The following is a 13,248-nucleotide window of genomic DNA, read 5'->3' as shown; positions in this document are numbered from 1 at the left end:
GTTGCGGGTGCTCGGCGCGCCGGACCCGCAACGAGTCACCTCTCGCGAGGGGCGGGCGGCGAGGGGCGCGGGAGCGGGTCAGCCGATCTGGCGGCCGACCGAGCCCACGACCATGTCGAGGGGGGTGCCGGAGGCGTCGCGGCGTGCGCCGCCCTCGGGCAGGGTGCGCGCGGCGCCGTCCGTGCCGACCGCGAGCGCCGGCCCACGGCCGACCCAGGCGAGCGAGAGCTCGCCCTCGCCCTTGAGGAAGCGCTGGGCGCGCACGCCGCCGGTGGCGCGGCCCTTGGCGGGGAACTCCGCCAGGTCGCTGACCTTGCCGCTGCCGGGGTCGGTGCCGGGCAGGGTCTGCCCGCCGGTCGCGATCGTGACGACGACCGCGGACTCCTTCTCGTCGGCCGGGACCGCGCCGAAGGAGAGCACGCGTGCGCCGTCCCCGAGGTTGATGCCCGCCATGCCGCCGGCCGAACGGCCCTGGGGGCGCACGGCGGAGGCGGGGAAGCGGAGCAGCTGGGCATCGCTGGCGATGAACACGAACTCGTCCGTGTCCTCGACCTGCACGGCCCCGACGACCTCGTCGCCGGGCTTGAGCGCGATGATCTCGAACTCCGGCTTGTTGGCCCAGTCGCCGGCGACCACGCGCTTCACGACGCCCTGACGGGTGCCGAGCGCGATGGTGCGGGCGTCGTCGAGCGAGAGGATGGCGAGGATGCGCTCCTTCTTGTCGGCGAGGGCGAGATAGTCGCCCACCTTGACGCCGGCGCCCAGCTGGATGGAGTTGAGCGGCGCCGCGGGCAGGTCGACGGGGGAGAAGCGGATGAGCCGGCCGGTGTTCGTGACGGCGCCGATCTCGGCGCGGCTCGTCGTGTCGAGCTGCGAGAGGATCGCGTCGTGCTTGCTGCGCCGGGCCGGCGGCTGGATGCGGTCGAGGGCGCCCGGCTCGACGCCCTCCACCGGGGCGGGCTCGTCCACGCGCAGGATGCGGCCCGTGGTCGAGAGGAAGACGCGGCACGGCACGTCGGCGACCTCGAGCTGCACCTGGGCGGCCTTTCCACGCCCGGAGGTGCCGGCGATGGAGGGCTTGGCCTCCGTCAGCAGGGTGCGGCGCGGGGTGCCGAACTTCGCGGCGACCTGCTCCAGCTCGTCCGACACGAGCTCGTTGATGCGCTGACGGCTCGCGAGGAGCGCCTCCAGCTCGGCGATCTCGGCGCGGAGCTGGTCACGCTCGGTCTCGAGCTCGATGCGGGAGAACCGGGTGAGGCGGCGCAGACGCAACTCGAGGATGTAGTCGGCCTGCAGCGTGCTGAGGTCGAACACCTGCATGAGGCGCGTGCGGGCCTGCTCGGTGTCGTCGGACGAGCGGATGACCTGGATGACCTCGTCGATGTCGAGGATCGCGATGAGGAGGCCCTCGACGAGGTGCAGGCGCTCCTTGCGGCGGGCCAGGCGGAACTCGGACCGGCGGGTGACGACGCGCACGCGGTGGTCGAGGTAGACCGAGAGCAGTTCGCGCAGGCCGAGGGTCTGCGGGCCGCCCTCGACCAGGGCGACGTTGTTGATCGAGAAGCCCTCCTCGAGCGGCGTGTGCCGGTAGAGCTGCTCGAGCACGGCGTCCGGGCTGAACCCGGTCTTGATGCCGATGACGAGGCGCAGGCCGTTCTGCCGGTCGCTCAGGTCGGTGACGTCGGAGATGCCGTTGAGCTTCTTGGCGCCGACGCCGTCCTTGATCTTCTCGATGACCTTCTCGGGTCCGACCATGTACGGCAGCTCGGTGACGACGAGGCCGCTCTTGCGTGCGGTGATCGCCTCGACGGCGACCTTGGCGCGCATCCGGAAGCTGCCGCGTCCGGTCGCATACGCGTCCCGCACGCCGGCCAGACCGGCGATCGTGCCTCCGCACGGGAGGTCGGGGCCGGGCACGTAGGCCATCAGGTCGTCGAGCGTGGCGTCGGGATTCTCGAGCAGGTGCCGTGCGGCGCCGACGACCTCGATGAGGTTGTGCGGGGCCATGTTGGTCGCCATGCCCACCGCGATGCCGCTCGCACCGTTGACGAGCAGGTTCGGGAAGGCAGCGGGCAGCACGTCCGGCTGCATGAGCTGGGCGTCGTAGTTGGGGACGAAGTCGACGACGTCCTCGTCGAGGTCCTCCGCGAGGGCGAGCGCCGCCGCCGTCAGGCGCGCCTCGGTGTACCGCGCGGCCGCTGGGCCGTCGTCGAGCGAGCCGAAGTTGCCGTGTCCGTCGACGAGGGGGACGCGGAGGGTGAAGTCCTGGGCCATGCGCACGAGCGCGTCGTAGATCGCGCTGTCGCCGTGCGGGTGGAGCTTTCCCATCACCTCGCCGGTGACGCGCGCCGACTTCACGTGACCGCGGTCTGGTCGCAGACCCATCTCGGTCATCATGTACAGGATGCGGCGCTGGACCGGCTTAAGGCCGTCGCGGGCGTCCGGGAGGGCGCGGGAGTAGATGACCGAATAGGCGTACTCGAGGAACGAGCCCTGCATCTCCGTCGTGACGTCGACGTCTTCGATGCGTTCGGTGATGCCGGCCGGGGTCTGGTCGTCTGCTGGTGTCATTCGTGCATTCTCGGGAAGGGCGGTGGGGCTCCGCCTGCGTGTGCCAGACTGGGCCGGATGTCCCCCATGCTACCGGCCGCGTTCACGACGAGGACGAGCCTTGCCGCGGTTCTGCCGAGTTCGCTCGCCGCGGTGCAGGGCGAGGCGAACGACCTGGGACTGCCGGCGCTGGAGCACGTGGTGGTGATCGTCGTCGACGGTCTCGGCGCCGCCTCCCTCAAGGCCCGATCCGGGCACGCGCGCACGCTCGCTCCGCTGCTGGGGAAGACCACGACGATCGACGCGGGCTTCCCGACCACGACCGCGTCCGCGCTGACCACTCTGACGACCGGGACGCAGCCGGGGGAGCACGGCATGGTCGGCTACCGGGTGCGCGACGACGCCGGCCGCCTGACCAACCAGCTCAGCGGCTGGGACGACCGGATGGACCCGGCGAGCTGGCAGCGTTCGCAGACGGTCTTCGAACGGGCCACCGGGCTCGGGATCGCCTCCCACGCCGTCGGACTGCCGAAGTACGCCGACTCGGGCTTCACGGCCGCGGCGCTCCGGGGAGCGGAGTTCCTCGGCGGGCGGACGATGGCCGACCGGTTCGAGATCGCCGAGTCCGTCGTCGCGGGTGCCGGTCCCGGCATCACCTACCTTTACGTCGCGGAGCTCGACCAGCTCGCCCACGCCAAGGGCTGGGAGTCACCCGAGTGGACGGCCGCGCTGGAGACGCTCGACGCCCTCGTCGCCGGCTTCGCCCGCCGGCTCGGGCCGGGCCGCGCCGCCCTGCTCACCGCCGACCACGGTGTGATCGACGTCCCCGAGAGCGGCCACGTGCTGTTCGACACCGCCCCGGAGCTCCTGGAGGGGGTGGACGCCATCGGCGGAGAGCCGCGCTTCCTGCACCTCTACACGGAGGCGGGTGCCGATCCCGACGCGGTGGCCGAGCGCTGGCGCGGCGTCGAGGGCGAGCGCTCCTGGATCGCGACGCGGGCCGAGGCCGTCGAGGCGGGCTGGTTCGGCGCGACGATGGACGCGGCGGTGTCGCCGAGGATCGGCGATGTCCTGGTCGCGACGCGCAAGCGCATCGCGTACTACGACTCGCGGGACCTGTCCCGCGGAGGCCGCAACATGGTGGGCCAGCACGGTTCGCTCACCGCGGAGGAGACCAGGGTCCCGCTGCTGCGGTTCGGAGCGGCGGCCTAGCGGCTCAGGCCAGGTCGTCGTCCGTGCGGGCGCCGAACACGATCTCGTCCCAGCTCGGCATGGACGCGCGGCCCTTGCGGCGGCCTCCCGCGCTCGGGCTCTGCTCGGTCGTCGTGGTGACCGTCGCGCTCTCGAGGGCACCGGGATCCGCCGCGGCGATGGCCTCGTCCACGATGCGGAACGGCGTCGGTGCGGAGACCGGGGCGGCGCCTTCCGGCTGTGCGGGCGTGGTGGGTGCCGCGGGGGCCTCGGGCTTCTCGTCGTAGGTCGCGGCCTCGCGCTCGCCCCGGCGGCGGCGGAGCGCCTCCAGCAGGTCGGCGGTCTGGTGCAGGTCGCGCGGGGTCTCGTCGTCGGCGCGGTTGATGGCGGAGACGGTGATGGAGTTGCTCGCCCCGGCGCGTCCGGCCGTCAGCGGCTCGATCGGCGTGGTGATCTCGGGGCCGAGCAGGTCGGCCACGGGCTCGGGGAAGTTGAAGGCCCCGCTGTCGAAGCGGGAGGTGTCCGGCTCGCCCTCGTCGGGCAGCACGGCGCGCAGACGCGGGATCAGCGTGCCCCCGCGGAGCTCGCCGGCCTGCGACAGCGTGGTCGCCTCCGAGTTGAGGGGAGCGAGGCCGTGCTTGCGCGCGTCGTACGACCAGCGCGCGTCGTGGTCGATCTCGTCGGCGGTGAACTCGAGCTTGACGATCCAGCCGGTCTCCGAGTCCTTCCAGCTCGCCCAGCGCTCGCCCGAGACGCCGAGAGAGGCGAGGCGGTCGCGGATGACGGAGCCGAACGTGTCCGGTTCGCCCAGCGGGTCGACCTCGGCCGCCGTGCGGACGGGGACGCTGAGGGCGCTCGCGACGATGTGCTCGCGCTCGGCGACGATCGGTCCCTCGAAGCGCTGGACGTACTCCAGCGGGGCTCCGGTGACGGCGGAGACGTCCTCCGCGGACATGCCGGAGCGGATGTGGGCCTGGACCTCCCGGGGCGAGAGCTTGACCGCCTCGGTGGACGTCTGCTGCCGCACCTGGCGGATCTTCGACTGCAGGGCGTCGTCGACGGCGATGCGGAATCGCTCACCGTCGTCGCCGACGGCGACGATCGCGCCGTTCTCGACCCCGATGACCTTCAAATCCTGCATGTGGATGCCTTCCGAACTCGCGTGCGTACCGGGCCAGGATGCCACGGGAACGGAGGTGGGACGGGGAATACGCCGGGCGTGCCGGAAGTTGATACCTCCGCAATCGCTGAGAGGCTCCCGAGTGGTTTTGCTATTCCTTGGCGATTGATGCAAACTATCGCCGCCGATTGCGAGAATCGGCCGTTACGTACGAGAAGTGGATGGGCATGGCAACGGATTACGACGCACCGCGGAAGACCGAGGACGACTCCGAGTCGATCGAGGCCCTCAAGGAGCGAGTTCCGGACAAGATGTCCGGCGTTGTCGACGTCGAGGACGCCGACAACCCGGGTGGCTACGAGCTCCCTGGCGCCGACCTCTCGGACCTCGACCTCGATGTCGTGGTGCTCCCGCCGCAGGCGGACGAGTTCACCTGTGTGAACTGCTTCCTGGTGAAGCACCGGTCGCAGATCGACCACGAGAGCAAGCTCGGACCGATCTGCGTGGAGTGCGCCGCCTGAGCGACGCACCGCACGAACGTCAGCGTTCCCCCGAACTCTGGCGAGCCTCCTCGAGAACCCGGACCAACTGGTCCGGGTTTCTTGTTGAGAGCAGCCAGTAGGGCGTCGGGTCGTCGAGGTCGGCGACCGGCACCTTCACGACCGGCTTGATCCAGCCGCGGATGAGCAGCCAGGCGCGCGCGTCGAGGCGCTGGCCGCGCTCCAGGGTCGCGGCGTCGCCGGTGTACGCCGACGGCGTCGCGGTCAGGGAGAGCGGGATGTGCGCCCGGCCGGCGATCAGCTCGTCCTTCGTCACCCGCAGCGTGGGGGCCGAGACGATCAGAGCCACGACGATCGCGACGTAGAACACGATCGCCAGGACGACGCCCACCGTGAAGTTGATGGGTGCGAACACGAGCATGACCGCGGGGATGACGAGCAGGGTCGAGATGAAGAGCCAGGGGGTCGCCCAGAGCCGCTCACGGTAGAGGTCCATGGTCCCTATTCGATCAGACTTCTGCACTACCCTCGACACGTGACCGATTCCGTCGACGTCCCGATCATCGCCGAGCTCCTCCCCACCTACGCCCATCCGGGCGACGCCGGGGCCGATCTCTGCGCTGCGGAGGCCGTGACGCTGGCTCCAGGGGAGCGGCACACCGTCGCCACCGGCGTCTCGATCGCCCTGCCCGACGGGTATGCGGCGTTCGTCGTCCCGCGCAGCGGGCTCGCCATGCGGCACGGCATCACGATCGTCAACTCGCCCGGAACGGTCGACGCGGGCTACCGCGGGGAGATCCGCGTGACCGTCCTCAACACGGACAGGTCGATGCCGTACGATATCGCCGTCGGCGACAGGATCGCCCAGCTGATCGTCATGCCGGTCACGCGCGCCCGGTTCATCCCCGTCGACACCTTGCCGGACAGCCACCGCGGCACCGCGGGCTTCGGCTCGTCCGGATACACCGTGACCCAGTCAGGAGACCACGCTTGAGCGACACCAGCGACACCCCGGAGAACATCGACGCGACCGAGGTCGACGCCGACGAGTCCGCTCCGGAGACGCAGGACGCCCCCGACGACGCGAAGTCGGCTCCGGACGACCGCGAGACGGAGGGGCCTCTCGACGAGAGCGAGGCCAACCCCGTCCGCCCCTACGTCGACCTCGGCGGCGTGAAGGTCCTGCCCCGCGAGGGCCTGCACCTGCGCCTGGAGGTCGAGGAGGAGTCGCAGCGCGTCGTCGCCGTCGGCCTCGACTACGCGAACTCCACGCTCCAGGTCCAGCCGTTCGCGGCACCCCGCTCCAGTGGTCTCTGGCACGAGATCCGCGCCCAGATCGCCGACCAGGTCGAGCGTCAGGGCGGTCGCATCAGCGAGCGCGACGGCGTCTTCGGTCCCGAGCTGATCGCCGAGATCCCGGTCGCGGCCCCGCAGGGAAAGCCCGGAGAGACCCGGGTCGCCCGGTTCGTCGGCGTCGACGGTCCGCGCTGGTTCCTCCGCGGTGTGATCGCGGGCGACGCGGCCATCAAGCCGGAGGCTGCGGCGCTGGTGGAGGACCTCTTCCGCAGCATCGTCGTCGTCCGCGGTTCCGTCCCCATGCCCCCGCGCGACCTCATCCCGCTGCGGATGCCGGCCGCACCGTCGGCGGGCGCCGACAACGGCTACACCTCCCTGTAGGCGCGCATGGCAGAGCAGGAACCGCAGGAGCCGGAGCGCGTCGAGCACGACGACCACGCCCAGAAGGACGAGGTCGCGGCGAGCGTCGGCGAGAGCCTCGCCCGCGCGGCCCGCAAGTCCGGACTCGGGCAGCTGACCGAGGGGGACGCCCCGACGGGCGCTGCGCTCCTCGGTGCGCTCGGCGGTGTGCGCGGCCTCGCCGAGACGATCCTCCCGGGCCTGGTCTTCCTCATCCTCTTCACGTTCACCGAGAACGTGCCCCTCTCGATCGGCTGCTCGGTCCTCGTCGCGGTGATCTTCACGGTGGTGCGGATCGTCGGCAAGACCCCCGTGACGCAGGCGGTCGCCGGACTCATCGGCGTCGGCGTCTCCGCGATCCTGGCGCTCATCACCGGTCGCGGCGAGGACAACTTCCTCCTCGGCATCTGGACGAACGCCGCGTATGGAGCCGCCCTCCTCATCTCGATCGTGGTGCGTTGGCCCCTGATCGGCCTCGCGGCGGGCTACCTGATGGGCGACGGGCTCGCCTGGCGCAGCGTCCGCTCGAAGTTCCGCGTGATGCAGGCGCTGACGTTCCTCTGGTTCGTCCTCTTCGCCGCCCGGCTGCTCGTGCAGGTGCCGCTGTACCTGGCGCACACGCCCGAGGCGACCAGCGCGCTCGCTCTCACCAAGCTGCTGATGGGCGTCCCGTTGTACGCGCCGCTCCTCCTGGTGACGTACTTCGTCGTCCGCGGCCAGTTCCCGCAGCAGACGCCTCCCCAGAAGACGCCGCCGAAGCCGGCCGGCACGTAGGCCGCTGATCCGGGGGGACGCATGACCGATTCGCGCACGAGCGCGGGCCTGACGGCGGCCCAGGTGGCGGAGCGTCGGGCGGACGGCCGTCACAACGCGCAGCGGCAGGCCAGCTCGCGGTCGATCGGCGACATCCTCCGCGAGAACATCTTCACTCTGTTCAACGGCATCCTCACGGTGTGCTTCGTCGCCGTTCTGCTGCTCGGCGATCTGCGCGACGGCTTCTTCTACGGCGTCGTCGTCGCCAACGCCCTGATCGGGATCGTGCAGGAGGTCCGCGCGAAGCTCGTGCTCGACCGCGCCGCCCTGCTCGCCGCGCCCGAGAGTCGCGTGCGCCGCGGCGGGGAGGTCGTGGCCGTTCCTCTCGAGGACGTCGTGCTTGACGACCTGCTCGTGCTCCGTCCCGGCGATCAGATCCCGGCGGACGCGGAGGTCGTCGAGAGTACGGGGCTGTCCGTCGACGAGTCGCTCCTGACGGGGGAGTCCGACCCCGTCTTCAAGGACGCCGGCGCGCAGCTGCTCTCGGGATCCCACGTCGCGACCGGCACGGGGTACGCGATCGTCACGGCGGTCGGCGCCGACTCCTACGCGAGCAAGCTCACGAGCGAGATCAAGAAGCACTCCCTCGTGCGGTCCGAGCTGCGGGATGCCACCAACCGCATCCTCGTGTACCTCTCGTGGATCCTGGGCCCGATCATCATCGTCACCCTGATCGGGCGCGTGCTGGCCTACGGCGGCTTCAGCAGGCTCTTCGAGGACGAGCGCTGGCGGCGAGCACTGATCGACGCCGTCGCCGCGGTGGTCGGAATGATCCCCGAGGGGCTGGTGCTGCTCACCAGCCTGGCGTTCGGAGTCGCCGCCATCCAGCTCGCGTCCCGCAAGGTGCTGGTGCAGGAGCTCGCGGCCGTCGAGGTGCTCGCGCGTGTCGACGTCCTCTGCCTCGACAAGACCGGCACGCTGACCGATGGGGAGCTGGCGCTGGAGCGCACCGAGCCCCTCGGCGGGGACGCTCTGGCCGGGCAGGCCGCGGTAGCGCTGGCGGCGTTCGGCGCGGACGACGCGGGCAACGCCACGGCGGGGATCCTCGCCGGCGCGTTCCGGAGCGACGGATACACGGTGCTGCGGCGCGTCCCGTTCAGCTCCGCCACCAAGTACAGCGGAGTCGTCGTCCGGATCGGCGACGCGGAGAGCTCGTGGGTGCTCGGCGCCCCCGAGCGGGTGCTCGCGGACCATCCGGTGGAGCTCGCACGCGCCACGGCCATCGCGGCGACCGGCCGCCGGACCCTGTCCCTCGCACGCGCGGTCGGCCCGCTGCCGGAGGGCGCGCACATCGAGCTGGCCGGCCTCCCGCTCGAACCCGCGATGCTCGTGGTGCTGGGGGAGACCCTGCGGCCGGAGGCGGCGGAGACCCTCGGCTACTTCGCCGAGCAGGACGTGCGCGTCGTCGTGATGTCCGGCGACAACCCTGTCACCGTCGGTGCGATCGCCCGAGCGCTCGACCTCCCCGGCGACGCCGTGGACGCCTCGGCCCTCGCGACGGACGAGGAGCTGGACGCCGCTCTCCGCACGGCGGACGTGCTCGGGCGCGTGAGTCCCGAGCAGAAGCGCACCGCCGTCGGCCTGCTGCGCGCGCAGGGCCGGACGGTCGCGATGACCGGCGACGGCGTGAACGACGCGATGGCCATCAAGGACGCCGATCTCGGCATCGCGATGGGGTCGGCGACCGCGGCGACGAAGGCCGTCTCCCGGCTCGTGCTGCTCGACAACCGCTTCGACCGCCTGCCCGGTGTGCTCGCCTCCGGGCGTCGTGTGATCGCGAACGTCGAGCGGGTGTCGAACATCTTCCTCGCGAAGACGGTCTACGGGATCCTGCTCGCGCTGGTGAGCGCCGCGCTGCTCTGGCCGTTCCCCTTCCTGCCGCGGCAGCTGACCCTGGTCTCCTCCCTCGCGATCGGGATCCCCTCCTTCTTCCTCGCGCTCGCGCCCAACCGCCGCATCTACACGCCCGGCGTGCTGCCGCGCATCCTGAAGTACTCGGTGCCGACCGGGCTGATCGCCGGGATCGCGGCCGTCGTCTCCTATGCGCCGATCTACCGCAGCCTGCCCCTGCACGAGGCCAGGAGCATCACCACCGTGACGCTCTTCTGCGTCTCGCTGTGGATCCTGTGCGTGCTGACGAGACCGCTGACCGGCGTGCGCTGGGCGCTGCTCGGCGCCGTGGCCGCCGCCTTCACCCTGGTCTGCGTCATCCCCTTCACCGCGGAGTTCTTCCAGATGCACCTGAGGCTCTCGGGGGGTCTGCTCTGGGGAGTCGCGGTCGGCGCCGTCGGCGCGGCGGGGATCGAGCTCTTCTACCGGTTCGCGAAGCGGAGAGAGCTGGTCTTCGACCGGCAGTGAACGTGGTAGATTTTATCTTGACGTCAAGATAAATCCCGGCGCCGACGACTTAGGCTTACCTTGCTGGAAACACGCTTCGACGGACAACCAAGATGGATGAGGCTCGCGTTACATCGCCTGCCGATGAAGGAGAGGGCAACGTGTCAGCGACTACAAGTTCCGCGTTCGGCAGCTTCGGTGCGAAGAGCACCCTGACGGTCGGTTCGAAGGATTACACGATCTTCCGGATCGACACCGTGGACGGCTACAAGAGGCTGCCGTTCAGCCTCAAGGTTCTGCTGGAGAACCTGCTCCGCACCGAGGACGGCGCGAACATCACCGCCGATCACATCCGCGCCCTCGGGTCGTGGGACCCGGCGGCCGAGCCGGACACCGAGATCCAGTTCACCCCGGCCCGCGTCATCATGCAGGACTTCACCGGCGTGCCCTGCATCGTCGACCTCGCCACAATGCGCGAGGCCGTCTCCGCCCTCGGCGGCGACCCCAAGAAGATCAACCCGCTCGCGCCGGCCGAGATGGTCATCGACCACTCCGTCATCGCCGACCTCTTCGGTCAGGCGGACGCGCTCGAGCGCAACACCGACATCGAGTACGAGCGCAACGGCGAGCGCTACCAGTTCCTGCGCTGGGGCCAGACCGCGTTCGACGACTTCAAGGTCGTCCCGCCGGGAACCGGCATCGTCCACCAGGTGAACATCGAGTACCTGGCCCGCGTCACCATGACCCGCGAGGTCGGCGGCGAGCTCCTGGCCTACCCGGACACCTGCGTCGGCACCGACTCGCACACGACGATGGTCAACGGCCTCGGCGTGCTCGGCTGGGGCGTCGGCGGCATCGAGGCCGAGGCGGCCATGCTCGGCCAGCCCGTCTCCATGCTCATCCCCAAGGTCGTCGGCTTCAAGCTGACCGGCGCCATCCCGACCGGTGTGACCGCGACCGACGTCGTGCTCACCATCACGGAGATGCTGCGCAAGCACGGCGTTGTCGGCAAGTTCGTCGAGTTCTACGGTGCCGGCGTCGCGGAGGTCCCGCTGGCCAACCGCGCCACCATCGGCAACATGAGCCCCGAGTTCGGCTCCACCGCCGCCATGTTCCCGATCGACGACGTGACCCTCGACTACCTGCGCCTCACCGGCCGCAGCGAGGAGCAGGTCGCGCTCGTCGAGGAGTACTCGAAGGCGCAGAGCCTGTGGCACGACCCGGAGACCGAGCCGGTCTTCAGCGAGTACCTCGAGCTCGACCTCTCGACGGTCGTCCCGTCGATCGCCGGCCCGAAGCGCCCGCAGGACCGCATCGAGCTCAGCGAGGCGAAGGACCAGTTCGAGAAGGACCTGACGAACTACGCGGACGTCTCGCACGACCTGGTCGACCTGACCATCTCGGAGTCGTTCCCCGCCTCCGACCCGGGCGAGCTGAGCCCGGAGGACACGCGGAGCACGCACGAGCACCACCACCACAGCCACGCGCCCAAGACCGCGTCGAGCCCGACCCCGGTGACCATCGCCGAGAGCGGCGCCTCGTTCACCCTCGACCACGGCGCCGTCGCGATCGCGGCGATCACGTCGTGCACGAACACGTCGAACCCGTCCGTGATGCTGGCGGCCGGCCTCCTCGCCCGCAACGCCGCGAAGAAGGGCCTCACCTCCAAGCCGTGGGTCAAGACCACCCTCGCGCCCGGATCGAAGGTCGTCACCGACTACTACGAGAAGGCGGGCCTCACCGGCTACCTCGAGGACCTCGGCTTCTACACGGTCGGCTACGGCTGCACCACCTGCATCGGCAACTCCGGCCCGCTGATCGACGAGATCTCGCAGGCCGTCAACCAGAACGACCTCGCCGTCACCGCGGTGCTCTCGGGCAACCGCAACTTCGAGGGCCGGATCAACCCCGACGTCAAGATGAACTACCTCGCGAGCCCGCCGCTCGTGATCGCGTACGCCCTCGCCGGGTCGATGAACTTCGACTTCGAGATCGACGCCCTGGGCAAGGACCAGGACGGCAACGACGTCTTCCTCAAGGACATCTGGCCGGACGCCGCCGAGGTGCAGGAGACGATCGACTCCTCCATCAACGAGGGCATGTTCACCCACGAATACGCGAGCGTGTTCGAGGGCGACGAGCGCTGGAAGTCGCTGCCGACCCCGACCGGCTCGGTCTTCGAGTGGGACGAGAAGTCGACCTACGTGCGCAAGCCCCCGTACTTCGACGGCATGACGCTCGAGACGACCCCCGTCTCGGACATCTCCGGCGCCCGCGTGCTGGCGAAGCTCGGCGACTCGGTCACCACCGACCACATCAGCCCCGCCGGCAACATCAAGGCCGACAGCCCCGCCGGCCGCTACCTCGACGAGCACGGCATCGACCGTAAGGACTTCAACTCCTACGGCTCGCGCCGCGGCAACCACGAGGTGATGATCCGCGGAACGTTCGCGAACATCCGCCTGAAGAACCAGCTCCTGGACGGCGTCGAGGGCGGCTACACCCGCGACTTCACCCAGGAGGGCGGCCCGCAGTCGTTCATCTACGACGCGTCGCAGAACTACCAGGCGCAGGGCACCCCGCTCGTGATCTTCGGCGGCAAGGAGTACGGCTCCGGCTCGTCGCGCGACTGGGCGGCGAAGGGCACCAGCCTCCTCGGCGTCCGCGCGGTCATCACGGAGAGCTTCGAGCGCATCCACCGCTCGAACCTCATCGGCATGGGCGTCGTCCCGCTGCAGTTCCCAGCCGGCGAGAGCTGGGCGTCGCTCGGCCTCGACGGCACCGAGGTCGTCTCGATCTCGGGCCTGGAGGAACTGAACGAGGGCCGCACCCCGAAGACCGTGCACGTCGTCGCCGAGCCCAGCGCCGACTCGCCCGAGGGCAAGCAGACGATCGAGTTCGACGCGGTCGTCCGGATCGACACCCCCGGTGAGGCGGACTACTACCGCAACGGCGGCATTCTGCAGTACGTGCTGCGGAGCCTGGTGTAACCAGACCGTTGTCAAGGGGAGGCTCGGAATCGCCGGTTCCGAGCCTCCTCTC

The 13,248-nt window shown here is 70.4% G+C and carries 10 protein-coding genes; 7 read left to right on the top strand and 3 right to left on the bottom strand.

Annotation, left to right across the window (positions count from 1 at the left end):
* Positions 1 to 78 precede the first annotated feature (78 nt).
* Entirely contained in the window at positions 79 to 2,571 is a 2,493-nt protein-coding gene (locus FHX33_RS07235) for a DNA gyrase/topoisomerase IV subunit A (RefSeq protein WP_183428301.1), read from the bottom strand.
* 57 nt (positions 2,572 to 2,628) lie between these two features.
* Here FHX33_RS07235 and FHX33_RS07230 point away from each other — a divergent pair, with 57 nt between their 5' ends.
* Positions 2,629 to 3,762, top strand: a complete 1,134-nt coding sequence (locus FHX33_RS07230) for an alkaline phosphatase family protein (protein ID WP_021755210.1) — start codon at positions 2,629 to 2,631, stop codon at positions 3,760 to 3,762.
* Between the two features lie 4 nt (positions 3,763 to 3,766).
* On the opposite strand, the gene sepH is transcribed toward FHX33_RS07230, so the two are convergent.
* Complete coding sequence (gene sepH / locus FHX33_RS07225) at positions 3,767 to 4,882, bottom strand: septation protein SepH (protein WP_021755211.1); 1,116 nt, start codon at positions 4,880 to 4,882, stop codon at positions 3,767 to 3,769.
* A 206-nt stretch (positions 4,883 to 5,088) separates the two neighbouring features.
* Here sepH and FHX33_RS07220 point away from each other — a divergent pair, with 206 nt between their 5' ends.
* Positions 5,089 to 5,382 (top strand): DUF4193 domain-containing protein, encoded by a 294-nt coding sequence (locus FHX33_RS07220; protein WP_039920738.1) that lies wholly within the window; start codon positions 5,089 to 5,091, stop codon positions 5,380 to 5,382.
* A 19-nt stretch (positions 5,383 to 5,401) separates the two neighbouring features.
* Here FHX33_RS07220 and FHX33_RS07215 read toward each other — a convergent pair whose 3' ends face one another.
* Positions 5,402 to 5,857, bottom strand: coding sequence for a DUF3093 domain-containing protein (locus FHX33_RS07215; RefSeq protein ID WP_021755214.1), 456 nt, complete (start codon positions 5,855 to 5,857; stop codon positions 5,402 to 5,404).
* A gap of 39 nt (positions 5,858 to 5,896) precedes the next feature.
* On the opposite strand from FHX33_RS07215, the gene dut reads away from it, so the two are divergent.
* The 5 genes from dut to acnA all read left to right on the top strand — a co-directional run bounded on the left by dut (position 5,897) and on the right by acnA (position 13,196).
* Positions 5,897 to 6,355, top strand: a complete 459-nt coding sequence (dut, locus tag FHX33_RS07210; protein WP_021755216.1) for a dUTP diphosphatase — start codon at positions 5,897 to 5,899, stop codon at positions 6,353 to 6,355.
* Positions 6,356 to 6,381: 26 nt separating this feature from the next.
* Positions 6,382 to 7,038 (top strand): DUF3710 domain-containing protein, encoded by a 657-nt coding sequence (locus tag FHX33_RS07205; protein ID WP_155828936.1) that lies wholly within the window; start codon positions 6,382 to 6,384, stop codon positions 7,036 to 7,038.
* Positions 7,039 to 7,044: 6 nt separating this feature from the next.
* Positions 7,045 to 7,830, top strand: coding sequence for a DUF3159 domain-containing protein (locus FHX33_RS07200; RefSeq protein WP_021755220.1), 786 nt, complete (start codon positions 7,045 to 7,047; stop codon positions 7,828 to 7,830).
* 21 nt (positions 7,831 to 7,851) lie between these two features.
* Complete coding sequence (locus FHX33_RS07195) at positions 7,852 to 10,227, top strand: HAD-IC family P-type ATPase (RefSeq protein WP_021755222.1); 2,376 nt, start codon at positions 7,852 to 7,854, stop codon at positions 10,225 to 10,227.
* A gap of 92 nt (positions 10,228 to 10,319) precedes the next feature.
* On the top strand, positions 10,320 to 13,196 hold the full coding sequence (gene acnA, locus FHX33_RS07190) for an aconitate hydratase AcnA (RefSeq protein ID WP_179701979.1): 2,877 nt from the start codon (positions 10,320 to 10,322) through the stop codon (positions 13,194 to 13,196).
* Positions 13,197 to 13,248 lie beyond the last annotated feature (52 nt).

The sequence above is a fragment of the Leifsonia aquatica genome (genome assembly GCF_014190775.1).
Taxonomy (GTDB): domain Bacteria; phylum Actinomycetota; class Actinomycetes; order Actinomycetales; family Microbacteriaceae; genus Leifsonia; species Leifsonia aquatica.
The sequence above is the reverse complement of the archived record's forward strand: the minus strand, read 5'-3'. Positions and strand labels throughout refer to the sequence as shown.